The sequence below is a fragment of the Microbacterium sp. NPDC058021 genome (assembly GCF_042885955.1).
In the GTDB taxonomy this organism is placed as follows: domain Bacteria; phylum Actinomycetota; class Actinomycetes; order Actinomycetales; family Microbacteriaceae; genus Microbacterium.
This window is the reverse complement of record NZ_JBHVRF010000005.1, coordinates 289269-309509: the sequence shown is the minus strand read 5'-3', so window position 1 is coordinate 309509 and position 20241 is coordinate 289269. Positions and strand designations below refer to the sequence as shown.

Sequence of the window (20241 nt, the reverse complement as noted above, 5' to 3'; positions counted from 1 at the left end):
CACGGTGCACCCGACCTAGACTTGTCGGGCCATGATCCGACCCGACCTGAGCCTTCCCCTCCCCGCCGACATCACCGCCGCGCACTTCATCGGCATCGGTGGGTCGGGCATGTCCGGACTCGCCGGAATGTTCCTGGACCGCGGCATCCGCGTGTCCGGATCCGACCGCGCCGACAGCCCGGGGCTGCGTGCCCTCGCCGCGCGCGGTGCGACCGTGTACGTCGGACATGACGCCGCGAATCTCGCCGACGACGTCGACACCGTCGTGCACACCGGCGCGATCTGGCCCGAGAACCCCGAGTTCCTGCTCGCGAAGGAACGCGGCCTGCACGTCATCCACCGTTCGCAGGCGCTGCACTGGCTCATCGGCTCGCGCCGCCTGGTCGCCGTCGCCGGCGCGCACGGCAAGACCACCTCGACCGGCATGATCGTCACGGCGCTGCAGGCGCTGCACGCCGACCCCACCTTCGTCAACGGCGGCGTCATCGCCCAGCTCGGCGTCTCCAGCGGCACCGGCTCGGACGACCTCGTCGTGATCGAGGCCGACGAATCCGACGGCACCTTCCTGCTCTACGACACCGCCGTCGCGCTCATCACGAACGTCGACCCCGATCACCTCGACCACTGGGGAACCCGCGAGGCGTTCTACGACGGGTTCGCGCGCTTCGCCAACGAGGCCCGCGAAGCGGTCGTCATCTCCAGCGACGACGCGGGCGCCCAGCGGGTGGCATCCGCGCTCACCCACCCGAACGTCGTGACGTTCGGTGAGCACCCGGATGCCGACGTGCGGGTCACCGGCATCCGCACCGATGGGCCGGTCGCCTTCACGCTGACCCACGAGGGCGTCTCGGTCGAGGGCCGGCTCACGGTGCCCGGCGCCCACAACGCGGTCAACGCCGCCGGTGCGGTCGCGGTGCTGCTGACGCTCGGGTACGGGCTCGAGGAGTCGCTGCGGGCCGTCGAGGGCTTCGGCGGGACGGCGCGACGGTTCGAACTGCACGGCGTGCAGCGCGGGGTGAGCGTCTACGACGACTACGCGCACCACCCCACCGAGGTGGCCGCGGCGCTGTCGGCCGCACGCACGGTCGTCGGCTCCGGCCGCATCATCGCCCTGCACCAGCCGCACACCTATTCGCGCACGCAGGAGATGTTCCGCGAGTTCGCCGAGGTGCTCGAGCGGCTGGCCGACCACACCGTCGTGCTCGACGTCTACGGTGCGCGCGAAGACCCCGTGCCCGGTGTCACGGGCGAGCTCGTCAGCGGAGCGTTCGCCGACCCGCAGCACGTGCACTTCGTCGCCGACTGGCAGCAGGCCGCCGACTACACCGCCTCGGTCGCCCGCGACGGCGACTTCATCGTGACCCTCGGCTGCGGCAACGTGAACCTCATCATCCCGCAGGTGCTCGACGCCCTCGCCGCCACGCCCGCCGGGTCGGGGGAGTAGCCGGAGTGCGTCGGCCGAACCCGCTGCCGCCGCCGAGCCGGTCGCGCCCCGACAACGGCGGGGACGACGACGCGGTCACGCGGCGCGCGGTCGACCCGCCGCGGTCGGTCGACCCGCCGCGGCGCCGCGAGGAGGCGCCGGCCGACGAGACCGCGCACCAGGACGCGCTGATCGCACCGGATGCCGCGGCGACCGCCGCGCCCGACGACGCCACCGCTCCCGTGGCGCCCGACGACGCCGAGACGACGCCGCTGGCCCCGGTGATCCCGTTCCACTTCCGCGACGACCACGCGGCCGCTGCCGCACCGGCCGCACCCACCGCCCCTGCTGCACCGCGCCACCCTGACGCGCCCGAGGCGGAATCCCCGACCGCAGGCGACGGCTCCGGCGCCGCCGTCGGATTCGGCGACGTGCTGCGCGCCGCCCGCGCCCGGCGCCGCGCGCTGCGCGCCGAGGTGCGCCGCTTCACCGCCAGGCAGCGCCGCCGCCGCATGACCTGGATCGGCGTCGCGTCCGCCGTGCTGCTGCTCGTGCTCGGCACGCTCGGTGCGGCCTACAGCCCGCTGTTCGCGGTCGAGACCATCACCGTGGAGGGAACCACCCGGCTCGATGCCGCCCTCGTCGAGGAAGCGCTCGCGGAGCAGCTGGGCACGCCCATGCCGCTCATCGACTCCAACGAGGTCAAGGCGGCGCTGGTCGCCTTCCCGCTCGTGGAGACGTATGCGCTGGAGGCGCGTCCGCCGCACGACCTGGTCGTGCGCATCGTGGAGCGCACGCCGATCGGCGTCGTGTCCTCCGCCGCCGGCTTCACGCTCGTGGATGCCGCGGGCGTGGGACTGTCGACGACGAGCACGCCGCCGCCGGGGGAGCCCGTGCTGGAGGTCGCCGGTGGTGTCGCCTCCGACGCGTTCGAAGCCGTGGGCCACGTCGTGCGCTCGCTTCCCGCCGCGATCCGCCCGCAGGTCACGACCGTCACCGCGACCACCCCCAACGACGTCACGCTGACCCTCGGCGGTACCGGAACGCAGATCGTGTGGGGCGGCGCCGACGAATCGGCCATGAAGGCGCTCGCGCTGGAGTCGATCATGCGGACGCGCCCGCCCGAGACCGTCGGTGCGTACGACGTGTCCTCGCCGAACGCGATCGTCGTCCGCTGACGCGACGCGCCCGAACTGCCCGGCGCATCTCGCGACACGCCCGCGCCGCTGCACGTCGCAGGCGGGCATCCGCATACCTTCGGACTCAGCGGGAATTGCATACCCAGCAATTCTTTAAACCTCTACATGAGGTTGAAGGTTTAGGGTTCGGGACGATACGGAGGCCGGCGCAATGAGCCAGAACCAGAACTACCTCGCGGTGATCAAGGTCGTGGGTGTGGGAGGCGGCGGCGTGAACGCCGTCAACCGCATGATCGATCTGGGCCTGCGCGGCGTGGAGTTCATCGCGGTGAACACCGACGCCCAGGCGCTGCTGATGAGCGACGCAGACGTCAAACTCGATGTGGGCCGCGAGCTCACCCGTGGGCTCGGCGCAGGTGCCGACCCCGAGGTCGGCCGTCGCGCCGCCGAGGACCACGCCGAAGAGATCGAAGAGGCCCTCACCGGCGCCGACATGGTCTTCGTCACCGCAGGCGAAGGTGGTGGCACCGGAACCGGTGGCGCGCCCGTCGTCGCCCGCATCGCGAAGTCGATCGGCGCCCTGACCATCGGTGTCGTCACGAAGCCCTTCTCCTTCGAGGGCCGCCGCCGGCAGAGCCAGGCGGAGTCGGGCGTGTCGAAGCTGAAGGAAGAGGTCGACACCCTCATCGTCGTCCCCAACGACCGCCTGCTGGAGATCAGCGACCGCGGCATCTCGATGATCGAGGCGTTCGCCACGGCCGACCAGGTGCTGCTCGCCGGTGTGCAGGGCATCACCGACCTCATCACGACGCCCGGTCTCATCAACCTCGACTTCGCCGACGTCAAGTCGGTCATGCAGGGCGCCGGCTCCGCGCTCATGGGCATCGGCTCCGCCCGCGGCGCCGACCGTGCCATCAAGGCCGCCGAGCTGGCCGTCGAGTCGCCGCTGCTCGAGGCCTCCATCGAGGGTGCGCACGGTGTGCTGCTGTCCATCCAGGGTGGGTCGAACCTCGGCATCTTCGAGATCAACGACGCCGCGCAGCTGGTGAAGGAAGCCGCCCACCCGGAGGCGAACATCATCTTCGGTACGGTCATCGACGACACCCTCGGCGACGAGGTGCGCGTCACGGTGATCGCCGCCGGTTTCGACGGCGGCGAGCCGTCGCTGCGGCTCGACCCGGTGAGCACGCTGCGAGCCACGTCGGCCCCCGCGCCGGTGCTGCCGGCGATCCCCGCCGCCGACGCTGCCCGCGACGTGCCGGCGGCGCCCGCCGAGCCCGCCCGCGAGCGCGAGTCGGTGTCGGTCACGGCCGCCTCGTCGACCGACTCCTACGAGTCGGCCTTCGGCGACGACGACCTGGACATCCCCGACTTCCTGAAGTAACGGTGGACCTGCAGTCGCGGCTCGCCGACATCGACGCGCGCATCGCCGATGCCGCAGTGTCGGCGGGTCGCGCACCGACGGAGATCACCCGCATCGTCGTCACCAAGTTCCACCCCGCCTCCCTCGTCCGTGACCTGTACGCCCTCGGCGTGCGGGACATGGGGGAGAACCGGCAGCAGGAGTTCAGCGCCAAGGCCGCCGAGGTCACCGATCTCGACGATCTGCGCTGGCACTTCATCGGTCAGGCGCAGACCAACAAGGCGCGGGCCATCCGCGCCGCGGCATCCGCTGTGCACTCGGTGGATCGCGCCCGCCTCGCCGACGCGCTGGATGCCGCAGGCGCTCCCGATGCCGCGGCGCTGGACGTATTCGTTCAGGTCAACCTCACCGCCGACGCCGGCCGCGGCGGCGTGGGGCCGGCCGACGTCGTGCAGCTGGCCGCGCACATCGCGGCATCCTGCCCCACCCTGCGCCTGCGCGGCGTGATGGGCGTCGCGCCGCTGGACGAGCCGGCGGCGTCGGCCTTCGCGCGTCTGGCTGCCGCGGGCGAGCGCGTACGCACCGTCGTGCCGGATGCCGGCTGGATGTCGGCCGGAATGACCGGCGACTTTCCCGAGGCGATCGCGGCAGGTGCGACACACCTGCGGATCGGCTCGGCAATCACGGGCCCGAGGCCCGTGCACGGATAGCCTCGGAACACACGAGCGAACCACGGAGGATTGCGATGTCGAACCCGCTCAAGAAGACCATGGTGTACCTGGGTCTTGCTGACGAAGAAGAGATCTACGAAGAGGCCGCCGCGCAGCCGACGCGCCGTGAGAAGCAGATCGAGAAGGTGCCGGCGCCCGTGACCCCGATCCACCGCCCCGCCGTGGTCCGCCAGCCCGCGCCCAGCGCGATCAGCGAGATCCTCACGGTGCACCCCAAGCAGTACCGCGACGCGCAGATCATCGCCGAGAACTTCCGCGACGGCATCCCCGTGATCATCAACCTCTCGCAGATGAGCGACGCCGACGCGCGCCGTCTCATCGACTTCGCGAGCGGTCTGTCGCTGGGGCTCTTCGGACGCATCGAGCGGGTCACCAGCAAGGTCTTCCTGCTGTCGCCCGAGAACGTTGCGGTATCGGGTGATGGCGCGGTGGCACAGGCCGACCCCGAGGCGCCCGCCTTCGCGCAGTAAACCGCCGTGGATGTGCTCAGGCTCGTCGCCTCGATCCTCAACACGCTGATACTCCTCTATGTCCTGCTGCTGCTCGTGCGGCTGGTCCTGGAGTACATCCCGATGTTCAACAGATCGTGGCGCCCGCGCGGTGCCGGCCTGATCGCGGCGGAGATCGTCTACACGGTCACCGATCCGCCGATCAAGCTGTTCCGCCGTTTCATCCCGCCGCTGCGCCTCGGCGTCGTGGCCATCGACATCGCCTTCCCGCTCACGATGCTGCTGTGCTTCGTGCTGCTGTCGATCACCCGGTCCATCGCAGGACCCTGAACCCTTGCCTCGCGGCCCGTGACGGGTCGCACTATGCTGAGAGGGTCGGCCCGCACCTGCGGGCCGCTCCCGATCGGCCCGCGACGTGAGCTCCGAAAGAGGACCAGACAATGGCTTTGACCCCCGATGACGTCGTCACCAAGCAGTTCCAGCACGTGCGATTCAAGGAGGGATTCGACCCGGACGAGGTCGATGACTTCCTGGACGAGATCGTCGTCGAGTGGCGCAAGACGATTGCTGAGAACGACGAGCTGAAGGTCAAGCTCGCCGCCTACGAGTCGGGTGAGACCCCCGCCGCACCTGCTGCCGAGGCTCCCGCCGAGGTCGAGGTCGAAGCAGTCGAGGTCGTCGCCGCGGCTCCCGCCGCTGACGCAGGCGCTCCTGCCGCCGCCAGCGCCGGCATCATCGAGCTCGCTCAGCGTCTGCACGACGAGCACGTCGCCGAGGGCATCGCCCAGCGCGACAAGCTCATCGCCGAGGCCCAGTCGCAGGCCGCGTCGATCGTCGCCGAGGCCGAGGCCCGTGGTCGCGATGAGATCGCCCGCCTCGAGAAGGAGCGCGGCTCGCTCGAGTCCCGCATCTCGGAGCTGCGTCAGTTTGAGCGCGACTACCGCTCGCAGCTGCGCACCTACATCGAGAGCCACCTGCGCGACCTCGACAGCACGGGCACCACGTCCGGCTCGACGCCCGTCTCGGCTGTCGGCCACTAGGCCCGGTTCTTGACCGGCCGGACCCCCCTGCGTACGGCGGCGGCCGGCACCATCACCGCGATCCTCGCGGCTTTGGTGCTGGCCGCCGACCAGTTCACCAAGCATCTCGCGCTCGAGAACCTGCCCTATCAGGAGCCGGTTCCCGTGTTCGGGGATGTGCTGCAGTTCTACCTGACCCGCAACCCCGGGGCGGCGTTCTCGCTCGGCGAGGGCGTCACGTGGATCTTCACGATCGTGCTCGCCGCAGCCGCGGTGACGATCGTCGTGCTCACGCTGCGCGTCGTGCGCTCGCGCCTGTGGGCCGTGGTCCTCGGACTCCTCCTCGGCGGCATCCTCGGCAACCTCACCGACCGACTGCTGCGTGAGCCCGGCTTCCTCATCGGGCACGTCATCGACTTCATCAACACCCCGTGGCTGTGGCTCGGGATGCGGCCGGCGATCTACAACGTCGCCGACATGTTCATCGTGACGATGATGATCACCGTCGCGATCCTGGTGCTCGTCGGCCTGCGCTTCGACGGCACGCGGGAGAAGGATCACGTGAAGGCCCCCGCCGTCGACGACGGCACGCCGGCCGCGCCCGACGAGGCCGCGAAGGCCTGACATGGACAGTCGATCGGTTCCCGTTCCCGACGGGCTGGACGGAGTGCGGGTGGATGCCGCCCTCGCCAAGCTCCTCGGTTTCTCGCGCACCTTCGCCGCGGAGGTCGCCGAAGCCGGTGGCGTCGTGCTGGACGGCCGCACGCTCGGCAAGTCCGACAAGCTGCGCGCCGGAGGCTGGCTCGAGGTCTCGTGGGCCGAGAAGGAGCCGCCGCGCGTCGTGCCGGTCGCCGTTCCCGATCTCGGCATCGTGTACGACGACGACGACATCATCGTCGTCGACAAGCCGGTCGGCGTCGCCGCCCACCCCTCCGTCGGGTGGGAGGGGCCGACCGTGCTCGGCGCCCTGGCTGCAGCAGGCTTCCGCGTAGCCACGACCGGTGCGGCCGAGCGCCAGGGCATCGTGCATCGCCTCGACGTCGGCACGAGCGGGCTCATGGTCGTCGCCAAGACCGAGTCCGCTTACACGGCGCTCAAGCGTGCGTTCAAAGAGCGCACCGTGGAGAAGATCTACCACGCGGTCGTGCAGGGCCACCCCGACCCGCTGGTCGGCACCATCGACGCCCCGATCGGGCGGCATCCGTCGCACTCGTGGAAGTTCGCCGTCGTCCCCGACGGCAAGGACTCCATCACCCATTACGAGACGATCGAGGCGTTCCCCGGGGCGTCGCTCCTGGAGATCCACCTCGAAACGGGGCGCACGCACCAGATCCGCGTGCACATGGCCGCGCACCGGCATCCGTGCGTGGGGGATCCGCTGTACGGCGCCGACCCCACGATGTCGGCGCGGCTCGGGCTCACCCGCCAGTGGCTGCACGCGCGTGAGCTGTCGTTCACTCACCCCGCGACGACCGACTGGGTGACGTTCACCTCGGCATACCCCGCCGACCTGCAGCACGCGCTGGACATCCTCCGCGGCGACTGACCGCCGCGCGGCATCCGTCCCCGGCATCCCCGCGACAGGAGAGATCCCCGGAACAGGACACTGTGGGCCGGAGACCACCTGTTGGGGGGATTCCTCCTGTTTCCGGGAGGCGGCAGGATGGCGTCATGGTCATCGACGTGCGTCCCGCCACGGTGTTCGCAGACGTCGCGGCGATCGTCGGCCCCAAGAATCCGGCCTCGAACGTGTGCTTCTGCCTGAGTTACCGCATCGGATCGCGCGAGAACACCGCGCTGCGGGGACCCGCGCGCGGCGAGCGGGTGCGTGAACTCTGTGCCGAAAAGCCGCCTCCGGGCGTCGTCGCCTACGACGGCGCCGAGCCGGTCGGCTGGGCGGCGGTGTATCCGCGCGCGGGGACGTCGTTCGCACGCAACCGCAGGATCCCGCACATCGACGACGCCGACGTGTGGTCGCTGTGGTGCCTCCGGGTGCGGCCGGGGCACCGCGGCCAGGGCATCGTGCATGCGCTCGTCGAGGGCGCCGTGGCGCACGCCAGGGAGCAGGGCGCCGCGGCGATCGAGGGCTATCCGGTCGACAATCGCGGCGAGAAGGTCGACCTGACCATGGCATACGTCGGCACCCGGCAGGTGTTCGAGCGGGCCGGGTTTCGCAAGGCCGCCGACACGGATGCCATCTCCGGCGGGTTCCCCCGCGTGCTGATGCGGCTGGACTTCTAGCGACCGCCGCGGAAGGTGGCCGGATCGTCCTCGGCCATCGCCAGGGCGATCTTGCGCACGTGCTCGGGCGCGACGTCGGTCAGCTCGCCCAGGCCGTAGAACCCGACCTCGGTGAGCTCGCCGTCGGCGGGGTGCGGATCGCCCGACACCCACTCACAGCGGAATACCAGGTCGAGATAATCGACCTGGTCGCCGTTGTCGTAGGTGATGCGGGGGACCTGCTGCACGAGGGCCAGGCGCGTGGCCTTCACCACGACTCCGGCCTCCTCGAGGCACTCGCGCACGGCGGCATCCGCCGGCTCCTCCCCGGGGTCGACGATGCCCGACACCGCCTGCCAGGAGCCGTTGTCGGCACGCTTTCCCAGCAGCACCTTCTCGTCGCGGAAGACGATCGCGGTGACCCCGACGAGGGGGAGTGGGGCGTGTCCGATCTGCTCGCGCAGCGCCAGGACGAACTCGGGTGTGGCCATGCCTCCAGCCTAGGCGGCGCGCCCCGCCGTCGACGGGCGATGTCGGGAGCCCCTCGTAGACTGGAGCCCGTGGCATCCGATTCCTTCGCTCATCTTCACGTGCACAGCGAGTACTCGATGCTCGACGGTGCGGCCCGCATCGGAGCCATGGTGCAAGAGGCGGCCCGCCTCGAGATGCCGGCCATCGCCGTCACCGACCACGGCAACACCTTCGCCGCATACGAGTTCTACAAGACGGCGAAGGATGCCGGCATCAAGCCGATCATCGGCATCGAGGCGTACGTCACGCCCGGCACCCACCGCAGCGACAAGTCCCGCGTGCGCTGGGGCACCCCCGACCAGAACAGCGACGACGTGTCGGGTTCGGGCGCCTACACCCACATGACCCTGCTGTCGGAGACGACCGAGGGCATGCACAACCTCTTCCGCCTCTCGAGCAAGGCGTCGATCGAGGGCTACTACTTCAAGCCGCGCATGGACCGCGAGCTGCTGCAGACCTACTCGAAGGGCCTCATCGCGACCACCGGCTGCCCGTCCGGCGAGGTGCAGACCCGCCTGCGGCTGGGCCAGTACGACGCGGCACGCGCCGCCGCGGCCGAGTTCCAGGACATCTTCGGCAAGGACAACTACTTCGCCGAGATCATGGACCACGGCCTCTCGATCGAGCGGCGGGTCATGACCGACCTGCATCGCCTGGCCAAGGACCTCGGCATTCCGCTGCTGGCCACCAACGACCTGCACTACACCCACCAGCACGACGCCACCAGCCACGCGGCGCTGCTGTGCGTGCAGTCGGGGTCCACCCTCGACGACCCCAACCGGTTCAAGTTCGACGGCGACGGCTACTACGTGAAGACCCCGGCCGAGATGCGCCAGATCTTCCGCGACCACGAGATCGCGTGCGACAACACGCTGCTCATCGCCGAGCGCTGCGACGTGGAGTTCAACACGTCGGCCAACTACATGCCCCGCTACCCGGTTCCCGACGGCGAGACCGAGGAGAGCTGGTTCGTCAAAGAGGTCGAGAACGGCCTGCAGGAGCGCTACCCGGCCGGCATCCCCGATGCCGTGCGCAAGCAGGCCGAGTACGAGACTGGCGTCATCCTGCAGATGGGGTTCCCCGGCTACTTCCTCGTCGTCGCCGACTTCATCAACTGGGCCAAGCGCAACGGCATCCGCGTCGGTCCCGGCCGTGGCTCGGGCGCCGGCTCCATGGCCGCCTACGCCATGAAGATCACCGACCTCGACCCGCTGCAGCACGGTCTCATCTTCGAGCGGTTCCTCAACCCCGACCGCGTCTCCATGCCCGACTTCGACGTCGACTTCGACGACCGGCGCCGCGGCGAGGTCATCCAGTACGTGACCGAGAAGTACGGCGACGAGCGTGTCGCGCAGATCGTCACCTACGGCACCATCAAGGCCAAGCAGGCGCTGAAGGATGCCGGCCGCGTGCTGGGATTCCCGTTCAGCATGGGGGAGAAGCTCACCAAGGCGATGCCCCCCGCGGTGATGGGCAAGGACATGCCGCTGGGCGGGATGTTCGACCCGCAGCACCCCCGCTACAAAGAGGCATCCGAGTTCCGCACCGTCATCGAGAGCGATCCCGAGGCCAAGACCGTGTTCGACACGGCCGTGGGGCTGGAGAACCTGAAGCGTCAGTGGGGCGTGCACGCCGCCGGCGTCATCATGTCCAGCGAGCCGCTGATCGACATCATCCCGATCATGAAGCGGGAGCAGGACGGCCAGATCGTCACGCAGTTCGACTACCCGGCGTGCGAATCGCTCGGCCTCATCAAGATGGACTTCCTGGGGCTGCGCAACCTCACGATCATCGACGATGCGCTGGACAACATCGAGGCCAACCGCGGCGAGAAGGTCGTGCTCGAAGACCTCACCCTCGACGACCAGGACGCCTACGACCTGCTGTCCCGCGGTGACACGCTCGGCGTGTTCCAGCTCGACGGCGGGCCCATGCGGTCGCTGCTGCGCCTCATGAAGCCCGACAACTTCGAAGACATCTCGGCCGTCATCGCGCTGTACCGTCCGGGCCCCATGGGCGCCAACTCGCACACGAACTACGCGCTGCGCAAGAACGGGCTGCAGGAGATCACCCCGATCCACCCCGAGCTCGAAGAGCCCCTCGCCGACATCCTCAGCACCAGCTACGGCCTGATCATCTACCAGGAGCAGGTGATGGCCATCGCCCAGCGCGTGGCCGGGTTCAGCCTCGGACAGGCCGACATCCTCCGCCGCGCGATGGGCAAGAAGAAGAAATCCGAGCTCGACAAGCAGTACGCCGGCTTCCAGGCCGGCATGCACGCCAACGGGTTCTCCGACGCGGCGGTGCAGAAGCTGTGGGAGATCCTGCTGCCGTTCTCGGACTACGCCTTCAACAAGGCCCACTCCGCGGCGTACGGCATGGTCTCGTATTGGACGGCGTACCTCAAGGCCCACTACCCGGCCGAGTACATGGCGGCGCTGCTGACGAGCGTCGGCGACGCGAAGGACAAGCTCGCCGTCTACCTCAACGAGTGCCGCCGCATGGGCATCAAGGTGCTGCCGCCGGACGTGCGCGAGTCGATCCGCTACTTCGCCGCCGTCGGGGATGACATCCGCTTCGGCCTCGGCGCGGTGCGCAACGTCGGCACCAACGTGGTCGACGGCATCGTCACCGCGCGAGCCGACGACAACTTCGTCAGCTTCCACGACTTCCTCACCAAGGTGCCGATGCACGTGGCGAACAAGCGCACCGTGGAATCGCTCATCAAGGCGGGGGCGTTCGATTCGCTCGGCTCCACGCGGCGCGCGCTCATGGAGATCCACGAGGATGCCACCGAGGCCGCCGTCGACGCCAAGCGCAAGGCCGCGACCGGCGCCATCGGCTTCGACTTCGACAGTCTGTACGACGAGGCCGAGGAGATCATGCCGGCCAAGGTGCCGGAGCGCCCGGAGTGGACCAAGAAGGACAAGCTGGCCTTCGAGCGCGAGATGCTCGGTCTCTATGTCTCGGACCACCCGCTGGCCGGGCTCGAGATCCCGCTCGCCAAGCACGCGTCGATCTCGATCCACGATCTGCTGGCGTCCGAGGACATCCAGGACGGCGATCAGGTCACGGTGGCCGGCCTCGTCACGAGCGTGCAGCACCGCGTGGCCAAGCAGAGCGGCAACCCGTACGGCATGATCACCATCGAGGACTTCAACGGCGAGGTCACCGTGATGTTCATGGGCAAGACCTACACCGAGTTCCAGTCGATGCTCGTCGCCGACTCGATCCTCGTCGTCCGCGGCCGCGTGTCGCGCCGCGACGACGGACTGAACCTGCACGGTCAGACGGCGTTCTCGCCCGATCTCGGCACCACCGACGTCGCCGGCCCCCTCACGCTCACCCTGCCCGAGCATCGCGCGACCGAAAGCCTCATCGGCGAGCTCGCACAGGTGCTCACGCGCCACCGCGGCGACACCGAAGTGACGCTGAAGGTGCACAAGGGCGGTGTGGCGAAGGTGTTCGACGTGCCGCTGCACGTGCAGGTCACCGCGGACCTCTACGGCGAGTTGAAAGGGCTGCTCGGCCCACACTGCCTCGGGTGAGGCGGGTAGCATCGGACCACGCGCCCCGGCGCGACGACGAAGGGAGCAACGTGACCGACGATCGAATCGACGACAACGCGGTGAACACCGCAGGCGATCAGCTTGAGACGGATGCCACGGCCGCCGGCGTCACCACCGACACCGACGCGGGCACCGCCACGGGTCGCACCGACGCACGTCCGACCGACGACGCAGCGGTGCCCCCGCAGTACGGCGTGGGCCCCTTCTCCGTGCGGGAAGTGGCGCTCATCGGCGTCTGGGTGGTCGCGTTCGTGGTCTCCTTCTTCTCCCTCTACAACGACGGGCGCATCGGCGCAGCCCTCGGCCTCGGCGCCTCGGTGTGGAGCTCGGGGCTGGACTGGGTGCTCACCATCGGCGTTCCGACGGTCGCGGTGTTCCTCGTGGTTCTGCGCCGGTTCTCGCCCGACGGCATCCGCCGGGTCGGATCGCTCGGCATCGACCAGTTCGCCTCCGTCGCCTTCTCGGTCTCGGCCGTCGTGTGGCTCTCGGTGCTGTGGACCAACGTCGCCCGCGGCGCGCAGACCGGCATCTGGGTGAGCAGCTGGGTCGTCTGGGTCGAGTTCTTCCTCATGCTCGTCGGCGTCGTGCTCACGGTCTTCGCCCCCGTCATCCCGCCGCTGTCCGAGGACTTCCAGCACCGCCGCGAAGTGGTGGCCCACCGCAATGCCCGGCCGCTGCGCCCGGTGACCGCCCGTCCCGCCAGCCCGCGTCCCGCTCCGGCGGCGGAGGCCGACACCGCGCCCGCCGACGCCCCCGCCCCCGCCGCTCCCGGCTACGGTGCCGCCTATGGCGCACCCGCACACGGCGCACCCGTGTACGGCGCCGCCGGCGTCGACTCCGCCTACGGTGCACCGGTCTCCGACGACGCCGCCTTCGGTGAGAACCCCGACGTGGAGCGCTCGCTCGATGACCAGCCGTTCGCCGAGACCGGCGTGATCGAGTCGACCCCCGCCGAGCAGACGGATGCCACCACGACGGCCGCCCCGGTCGCCAGCCAGGCCTTCTGGGCACTCGTGCCGGTGGAGCGCGACGTCGTCGACGAGTACGGCGTGCCGCTGTTCCGTGTCGGCCCCGACGCGTGGGCGCTGGTGATCGAGGACCGTGTCGACGTCTTCGTCGTGCGTCACGAGGACGGCCGCGTCGGCTACCTCAACGACGTCTCCGGCGTCACCCGCGGCTGACGTCCTCCCGGCCGTCTTCGGACGGCCGGGAGGCCCGCGGGCGGTAATCTGGGAGCATGCTCCGCACGATCGACCTGCGCGGCCGCGCGCTCTCCGCGGCAGAACTGCTGGCATCCGTGCCCCGCGCCCAGGCGGCGCGCGCCGAGGCGCTGGCCACCGCCGCGCAGCTGGTGCAGGACGTCGCCGCTCGAGGTGAAGACGCGCTGCGCGAGCAGGCGACGCGCTTCGACGGCGCCACCGACCACGCCATCCGGGTCCCCGACGCACACCTCGACGAGGCCCTCGCCGGTCTCGACCCGACCGTGCGGGCGGCGCTGGAAGAGGCGATCCGGCGTGTCCGCGAAGCCTCCGCCGCGCAGGTGCCCCCGCCCGCCGTCGTCGAGCTCGCGCCCGGCGCCCGCGTGGAGCAGCGCTGGCGTCCCGTGCGTCGCGCCGGGGTGTATGTGCCCGGCGGCAAGGCCGTGTATCCCTCCAGCGTCGTGATGAACGTCGTGCCCGCGCAGGTCGCCGGTGTCGACGAGGTGGCACTGGCCTCGCCGCCGCAGCGTGAGCACGGTGGCCGGGTGCACCCCGTGATCCTCGCCGCCGCGCGGCTCGTGGGGGTGACCGAGGTCTACGCGATGGGCGGTGCCGGCGCGATCGGCGCGCTCGCCTACGGGGTGCCGTCGATCGACCTCGCGCCCGTCGACGTCGTCACCGGGCCCGGCAACAACTTCGTCGCCGCTGCCAAGCGCGCCGTCGCCGGCGTCGTGGGCACCGACTCCGAGGCAGGCGCGACCGAGATCCTCATCGTCGCCGACGCCGGGGCCGACCCGGTGCTCGTGGCCGCCGACCTCATCAGCCAGGCCGAGCACGACGAACAGGCATCCGCCGTGCTCGTCACGCCCTCGGCATCCCTTGCCGACGCCGTCGCCCACGCGGTGGCCGACCGCGCGGCGCACACCCTCCACGCCGAGCGCATCGCGCAGGCGCTGGCAGGCCCCCAGTCGGCCATCGTGCTGGTCGACGACATCGCGCAGGCCACCGCCTTCAGCAACGCGTACGCCCCCGAGCATCTGGAGCTGCACCTCGCCGACCCGCGCGTCGACGACTTCGTCAACGCCGGTGCCGTGTTCGTGGGCGACTCGTCGCCGGTGAGCCTGGGCGACTATCTGGCCGGCAGCAACCATGTGCTGCCCACGGGTGGCCAAGCGCGCTACGCCGCCGGGCTGTCGGCGTCGACGTTCCTGCGCCCGCAGCAGGTCATCGCGTACGATCGCGACGCCCTGGCCGCCGTCGCCGACGACATCGTCGCCCTCGCGAACGCCGAGGTGCTGCCCGCGCACGGTGAAGCGGTCACCGCGCGCTTCGCGCGTTAGTCTGGCGGGGTCATGCACTGTCCTTTCTGTCGTCATCCCGATTCCCGCGTCGTCGACTCGCGCACGAGCGACGACGGTCTGAGCATCCGCCGTCGGCGGCAGTGTCCGCAGTGCGGGGGGCGGTTCTCCACGATCGAGACCGCGAGCCTCAACGTCATCAAGCGGTCGGGCGTCATCGAGCCGTTCAGCCGCGAGAAGGTCATGTCGGGCGTGCGCAAGGCCTGCCAGGGGCGGCCCGTCACCGAGGGCGACCTCGCGATGCTCGCGCAGTCGGTCGAAGAATCCATCCGCCAGACGGGCTCATCGCAGATCGACACGAACGACATCGGACTGGCGATCCTGGGACCCCTGCGCCACCTCGACGAGGTCGCGTACCTGCGCTTCGCGAGCGTGTATCAGGCCTTCGACTCCCTCGACGACTTCGACGCCGCGATCGCGCAGCTGCGCGCCGACCACGCCGCAGCGCCCGTGGCGGCCGACGCCGACTGAGAACTCCGGCGCACCGTCCTAGGCTGGAGGGGATGTATCCCTTCCTCTTCCGCACCGTGCTCACCCGCATGGATCCCGAGACCGCGCACCACGCGGCGATGCTCGTGATCCGCGGCCTCGGCGTGCGGCCCCTCGCGCCCCTCGTCCGCCGGTTCACCCGACCCGACCCGTCGCTGCGCACCCGCGCGCTCGGGCTGACGTTCGACTCGCCCTTCGGTGTGGCCGCCGGCTTCGACAAGGACGTCATCGGCGTCGCCGGTCTGCGCGCGCTCGGCTTCGGCCACGTGGAGGTCGGCACGCTCACCGCGATCCCGCAGGACGGCAATCCTCGCCCGCGCCTGTTCCGGCTCGTGCCCGACCGCGCCGTCATCAACCGCATGGGGTTCAACAACCGCGGCGCCGCCGCCGCGGCAGAGCGCCTCCGGGCCGTGCGGCGTCGGAAGACGCGGCCGGTCGTGGGCGTGAACATCGGCAAGAGCCGCGTCGTGGACGTGGCCGACGCCACCGCCGACTACGTCACCAGCACGCGGCTGCTCGCGCCGCTGGCGGACTACCTCGTCGTCAACGTCTCCTCGCCCAATACGCCGGGACTGCGGGGCCTGCAGGCCGTGGAGACCCTCCGCCCGCTGCTGGAGGCCGTGCGTGACGCCGCGGGCGCCACGCCGCTGCTGGTGAAGATCGCGCCTGATCTCGCCGACGACGAGATCGAGGCCGTCGCCCGGCTCGCGGTCGACGCGGGCCTGGCCGGCATCGTCGCGACGAACACGACCATTTCGCGTGAGGGTCTCGTGACGGATGCCGCGGTCGTCGCGGCCGCCGGCGACGGCGGGCTCTCGGGCGCGCCGCTGAAGGCGCGGTCGCTGCAGGTGCTGCGCATCCTCCGCGCCGTCGTGCCGCCGCAGTTCTGCGTCGTCTCGGCCGGGGGAGTGGAGACCGCGTCCGACGTGCAGGAGCGCCTGGATGCCGGCGCCGACCTCGTGCAGGGCTACACCGCGTTCCTCTACCGTGGGCCGATGTGGGCGCGCCAGATCAACCGGGGCCTCGCCTCCCGACGCTGACCCCGCGCGGTCCCCGCCCTTCGCCTGTCGCGCGGTGTGGCATCCGCACCCGCCAACCCGCGATGCGCGACAGGCGAGCGGGACGGGCGACGCGCTCGCGCGACGAATCTCTCGCCACGAAACGACGCTCGCCTGCCACGATGCCGCCCGAGGGCGACGGTCGTGACAGGCGAGCGGTGGTTCGCGGTGTCGCGGGCTCAGGGGTGCTGGCCGCGCTTGACCTGGGGCTTGGGCAGACGCATGAAGCGCATCTGGATGGTGCGCATGGCCGCGTACCAGCCGAGGCCCTTCTCCATGCGGGTGGCGCCGAATCGCGCCTTGGCCGCCTGCTTCACGCGGATCGAGGTGAGGATCATGTCGCCGATGACGAACAGGATGAAGATCCACAGACCGATGAACGACCAGTAGGTGATCGCGGGGATCGGCACGAACGTGAGGACGATCACCAGCAGCATCATCGGCATGACGACCTCGCCGAGGTGCCAGCCGGCGTCGACGAAGTCGCGGGCGAACTTGCGCTGCGGGCCCTTGTCGCGCGCCGGGAGGTAGCGCTCATCGCCGTTGGCCATGCCGATGCGGGCCTTCTCGCGGGCACTGGCCAGCTCGGCCTTCGCGCGGGCGCGGGCCTCCTTGGTGTCGGCGACGAGGGGACGCTTGCGGGCGGCTTCGCGCTCGGCCCGCGAGGGGGTCGGACGGCCTTTGCCCTGCACCGCCTGCTCGCTGGGCGTCTCGGTCGACGCGTCCTTCGGCGCGGGGGTGGGGGTGTGTGCCACGGCTGGATCCTCTGAATCGGCAAAATCGGGTACCTCATAAGATTACCCGCATGACCTCCGAGCTGTCCCGCCCCCAGACGGTGCGCGCCGCCGCCCTCGCCGTCGTCCCCGCCGCCCTCGCCGATCTGGGCACCCTCGTGCGCATCCCCTCGATCGCCTTCCCCGACTTCGACCCCGCCGAAGTCGCGCGCAGCGCCGCCGCGGTGAAGGAGCTGGCCGAAGGGCTCGGCATCTTCGACCGCGTCGAGATCCGCGACGCGGCGATCGACGACACCGAGCGGGGCATGCCCGCCGTGCTCGCCACCCGGGCCGCCCGCAACGGCCGCCCGACGATCCTGCTGTACGCCCACCACGACGTGCAGCCGGTCGGCGACGAAGCGCTGTGGGACTCGCCGCCGTTCGAGCCCACTGTGCGGGACGGCCGCATCTACGGTCGCGGCGCCGCGGACGACAAGGCGGGCGTGATGGCCCACATCGGCGCATTGCGCGCGCTCACCGAGGCGCTCGGCCCCGACTTCGACCTCGGTGTGGCGATGTTCATCGAGGGGGAGGAGGAGGCGGGTTCCCGCTCGTTCGCCCCGTTCCTCCACGAGAACGCCGATGCCCTGCGCGCGGACGTGATCGTCGTCGCCGACTCCGGCAACTGGGATGCCACGACTCCCGCCGTCACGGTGTCGCTGCGCGGCAACGCGCGGTTCACGCTGACGGTGCGCACCCTCGAGCACGCCTCGCACTCCGGTATGTTCGGCGGCGCCGTGCCCGACGCGATGATGGCCACGATCAAGCTCCTGGCGACGCTGTGGGATGCCGACGGTGCACCCGCGGTCGCCGGACTCGCCCAGCGCGACGCCGACACGCCGCCGTACAGCGAGGAGACGCTGCGCGACGAGGCCGGGCTTCCCGCCGACGTCACCCCCGTGGGCACCGGCACGATCCTCAGCCGCATCTGGAACAAGCCGTCGATCACCGTCACCGGCATCGATGCCCCCAGCGTCGCGAATGCGTCGAACACGCTCAGCCCGGAGGTCTCCGTCGTCATCAGCGCGCGCGTCGCCCCCGGTCAGTCCGCCCGTGAAGCCTACGAAGTGGTCGAGGCGCACCTGCGGGCGCACGCGCCGTTCGGCGCCGAGCTCACCTTCTCCGCCGTCGACTGCGGCGACGGCTTCCTCGTGGACACCAGCGGTTGGGCGGTGACCGAGGCCCGTGCGGCTCTCGCCGACGGTTACGGCGTCGACCCGGTGGACATCGGCGTCGGCGGCTCGATCCCGTTCATCGCCGACCTCGTGGACGAGTTCCCCGGCGCGCAGATCCTGGTGACCGGCGTCGAGGACCCGCACGCCCGCGCCCACAGCCCGAACGAGTCGCTGCACATCGCGACGTTCCGCAATGCGCTCGTCTCCGAGGCCCTGCTGCTGGAGCGACTGGACGCGAGAACGCTCTGAACCGAGCCGCTTCGCAGGTGCCGCGCGTAGAATCGTGGCATCCAGCCGTCCGATGGCGGCCCGAACCACGGGAGACTCCATGACCGACACCGCACTGCCCGTCACCGAGAGCGTCCGCGAGCACGGCGTCGCGCTCAGCGACGCGGCCGCCGCCAAGGTGAAGAGCCTGCTCGAGCAGGAGGGGCGCGATGACCTGCGCCTGCGCGTCGCGGTGCAGCCCGGCGGATGCTCGGGCCTGATCTACCAGCTCTACTTCGACGAGCGCTTCCTCGACGGCGACAAGGCCGTCGACTTCGACGGCGTCGAAGTGATCGTCGACGACATGAGCGTTCCCTACCTCGACGGCGCGAAGATCGACTTCAAGGACACCATCTCGGAGCAGGGCTTCACGATCGACAATCCCAACGCCGCGGGCAGCTGCGCGTGCGGAGACAGCTTCCACTGATCTGAAGGTTTCGCGGTTCATCGTCCGGCGGCTCCAGTGCTGATCAGCACTGGAAAACCGCCGGACGTCGCGTTTTCATAGCTGAGTAGATGGCCTGAATGCGGTGTGACCTTGCCCTAGACTGGCGGTTGTCATATCCGCGTCCCGGAAAGGTCCACCGTGCGATCGAAACGCCGCATCCGCTGGGCAATCATCCCTCTGGGGATCGCCACGGCAGCCACCCTTGCCGCCTGCACCCCCACGGAATTGAACGGCTTTCTCCCCGGCTTCGTCGAGGATGGAACCCCGACGACCAACCGCACCGAAATGGTGTCGGGCCTCTGGGTCAACTCGTGGATCGTGTTGCTCGCCGTCGGCGTCATCACGTGGGGCCTGATGGGCTGGGCGGCCATCGTCTACCGCCGCCGTCGCGGCCAGACCGGCCTGCCGGTGCAGATGCGCTACAACATGCCGATCGAGATCTTCTACACGGTCGTGCCGCTGATCCTCGTGATCGGCTTCTTCGCCTTCACCGCGCGTGACCAGTCGATCCTCGAGACGCAGTACGACGACCCCGACGTGTCGATCACCGCGATCGGCAAGCAGTGGGCCTGGGACTTCCAGTACAACGCCGAGGACGAGGACGACACCGTCTGGACCATGGGCATCCAGGCTCAGCCTGCGGCCAATGGCGACGTCGACCAGGCGGAGCTGCCCACCCTGGTGCTCCCCGTCGACCAGACGGTGAAGATCCAGCTGCAGTCGCGCGATGTCATCCACTCCTTCTGGATCATCGACTTCCTGTACAAGAAGGACATGTACATCGGTAAGGACAACTACTGGTCCTTCACCCCCACCCGTGAGGGCACGTACGCCGGCAAGTGCGCCGAGCTGTGCGGCGAGTACCACTCGATGATGCTCTTCAACGTCGAGGTCGTCAGCGAGGCGGAGTACGAGGAGTACCTCGAGACGCTGCGCGACGCCGGCCAGACGGGTGACATCAACGACGCTTACGACCGGCTGCAGAACCTGCCGGGAACCGGTGCGGCCGAGTCTGAGGGAGACCGCTGAA

General features: G+C 70.1%; 20 protein-coding genes. 18 read left to right on the top strand and 2 right to left on the bottom strand.

Annotation, left to right across the window (positions count from 1 at the left end):
* Positions 1–31: 31 nt before the first annotated feature.
* The 10 genes from murC (at position 32) to ACFVR6_RS12760 (ending at position 8365) form a co-directional block, all read left to right on the top strand.
* Positions 32–1444 carry a UDP-N-acetylmuramate--L-alanine ligase gene (gene murC, locus ACFVR6_RS12805; RefSeq protein WP_386963578.1) on the top strand — a complete coding sequence of 471 codons (1413 nt, stop codon included), beginning with the start codon at positions 32–34 and terminating at the stop codon, positions 1442–1444.
* Positions 1445–1449: 5 nt separating this feature from the next.
* Complete coding sequence (locus ACFVR6_RS12800) at positions 1450–2601, top strand: FtsQ-type POTRA domain-containing protein (protein WP_386963576.1); 1152 nt, start codon at positions 1450–1452, stop codon at positions 2599–2601.
* Between the two features lie 172 nt (positions 2602–2773).
* Positions 2774–3946 carry a cell division protein FtsZ gene (ftsZ, locus tag ACFVR6_RS12795; protein WP_386963574.1) on the top strand — a complete coding sequence of 391 codons (1173 nt, stop codon included), beginning with the start codon at positions 2774–2776 and terminating at the stop codon, positions 3944–3946.
* A gap of 2 nt (positions 3947–3948) precedes the next feature.
* Positions 3949–4635 (top strand): YggS family pyridoxal phosphate-dependent enzyme, encoded by a 687-nt coding sequence (locus ACFVR6_RS12790; RefSeq protein ID WP_386963572.1) that lies wholly within the window; start codon positions 3949–3951, stop codon positions 4633–4635.
* A 35-nt stretch (positions 4636–4670) separates the two neighbouring features.
* The gene (locus ACFVR6_RS12785) at positions 4671–5126 is read left to right on the top strand and encodes a cell division protein SepF (protein ID WP_386963570.1); all 456 of its coding nucleotides are present in this window, start codon (positions 4671–4673) and stop codon (positions 5124–5126) included.
* Positions 5127–5132: 6 nt separating this feature from the next.
* Entirely contained in the window at positions 5133–5435 is a 303-nt protein-coding gene (locus ACFVR6_RS12780; protein ID WP_386963568.1) for a YggT family protein, read from the top strand.
* A 110-nt stretch (positions 5436–5545) separates the two neighbouring features.
* Positions 5546–6145 carry a DivIVA domain-containing protein gene (locus ACFVR6_RS12775; RefSeq protein ID WP_386963566.1) on the top strand — a complete coding sequence of 200 codons (600 nt, stop codon included), beginning with the start codon at positions 5546–5548 and terminating at the stop codon, positions 6143–6145.
* A gap of 9 nt (positions 6146–6154) precedes the next feature.
* Positions 6155–6748, top strand: coding sequence for a signal peptidase II (gene lspA, locus ACFVR6_RS12770; protein WP_386963564.1), 594 nt, complete (start codon positions 6155–6157; stop codon positions 6746–6748).
* Position 6749: 1 nt separating this feature from the next.
* The gene (locus ACFVR6_RS12765; protein ID WP_386963562.1) at positions 6750–7670 is read left to right on the top strand and encodes an RluA family pseudouridine synthase; all 921 of its coding nucleotides are present in this window, start codon (positions 6750–6752) and stop codon (positions 7668–7670) included.
* Between the two features lie 125 nt (positions 7671–7795).
* Positions 7796–8365: a GNAT family N-acetyltransferase gene (locus ACFVR6_RS12760; RefSeq protein WP_386963560.1), complete on the top strand. Its 570-nt coding sequence runs from the start codon at positions 7796–7798 to the stop codon at positions 8363–8365.
* Here ACFVR6_RS12760 and ACFVR6_RS12755 read toward each other — a convergent pair.
* Positions 8362–8835: an NUDIX hydrolase gene (locus ACFVR6_RS12755; protein ID WP_386963558.1), complete on the bottom strand. Its 474-nt coding sequence runs from the start codon at positions 8833–8835 to the stop codon at positions 8362–8364. The two genes, ACFVR6_RS12760 and ACFVR6_RS12755, sit on opposite strands and share 4 nt — an antisense overlap.
* 39 nt (positions 8836–8874) lie before the next feature.
* On the opposite strand from ACFVR6_RS12755, the gene dnaE reads away from it, so the two are divergent.
* Genes dnaE through ACFVR6_RS12730 form a run of 5 tightly spaced genes read left to right on the top strand, consistent with a single transcriptional unit; the run spans position 8875 to position 16530 of the window.
* Complete coding sequence (dnaE, locus tag ACFVR6_RS12750; RefSeq protein ID WP_386963556.1) at positions 8875–12423, top strand: DNA polymerase III subunit alpha; 3549 nt, start codon at positions 8875–8877, stop codon at positions 12421–12423.
* A gap of 50 nt (positions 12424–12473) precedes the next feature.
* The gene (locus tag ACFVR6_RS12745; RefSeq protein ID WP_386963554.1) at positions 12474–13625 is read left to right on the top strand and encodes a hypothetical protein; all 1152 of its coding nucleotides are present in this window, start codon (positions 12474–12476) and stop codon (positions 13623–13625) included.
* A 56-nt stretch (positions 13626–13681) separates the two neighbouring features.
* Positions 13682–14983: a histidinol dehydrogenase gene (hisD, locus tag ACFVR6_RS12740; RefSeq protein ID WP_386963552.1), complete on the top strand. Its 1302-nt coding sequence runs from the start codon at positions 13682–13684 to the stop codon at positions 14981–14983.
* Between the two features lie 12 nt (positions 14984–14995).
* Positions 14996–15472 (top strand): transcriptional regulator NrdR, encoded by a 477-nt coding sequence (nrdR, locus tag ACFVR6_RS12735; RefSeq protein ID WP_386963550.1) that lies wholly within the window; start codon positions 14996–14998, stop codon positions 15470–15472.
* A 32-nt stretch (positions 15473–15504) separates the two neighbouring features.
* A complete protein-coding gene (locus tag ACFVR6_RS12730; protein ID WP_386963547.1) occupies positions 15505–16530 on the top strand; it encodes a quinone-dependent dihydroorotate dehydrogenase in 1026 nt (341 codons plus the stop codon).
* A 197-nt stretch (positions 16531–16727) separates the two neighbouring features.
* Here the strand turns inward: ACFVR6_RS12730 and ACFVR6_RS12725 are convergent, their stop codons facing one another.
* Positions 16728–17303 (bottom strand): DUF3043 domain-containing protein, encoded by a 576-nt coding sequence (locus ACFVR6_RS12725; protein WP_386963545.1) that lies wholly within the window; start codon positions 17301–17303, stop codon positions 16728–16730.
* Between the two features lie 50 nt (positions 17304–17353).
* On the opposite strand from ACFVR6_RS12725, the gene ACFVR6_RS12720 reads away from it, so the two are divergent.
* The 3 genes from ACFVR6_RS12720 (at position 17354) to coxB (ending at position 20240) form a co-directional block, all read left to right on the top strand.
* Positions 17354–18745: a dipeptidase gene (locus ACFVR6_RS12720; RefSeq protein WP_386963543.1), complete on the top strand. Its 1392-nt coding sequence runs from the start codon at positions 17354–17356 to the stop codon at positions 18743–18745.
* Positions 18746–18824: 79 nt separating this feature from the next.
* Positions 18825–19190 carry an iron-sulfur cluster insertion protein ErpA gene (erpA, locus tag ACFVR6_RS12715; protein ID WP_191719210.1) on the top strand — a complete coding sequence of 122 codons (366 nt, stop codon included), beginning with the start codon at positions 18825–18827 and terminating at the stop codon, positions 19188–19190.
* 159 nt (positions 19191–19349) lie between these two features.
* Positions 19350–20240 (top strand): aa3-type cytochrome oxidase subunit II, encoded by an 891-nt coding sequence (gene coxB / locus ACFVR6_RS12710; RefSeq protein ID WP_386963540.1) that lies wholly within the window; start codon positions 19350–19352, stop codon positions 20238–20240.
* The last annotated feature ends 1 nt before the right edge of the window (position 20241 follow it).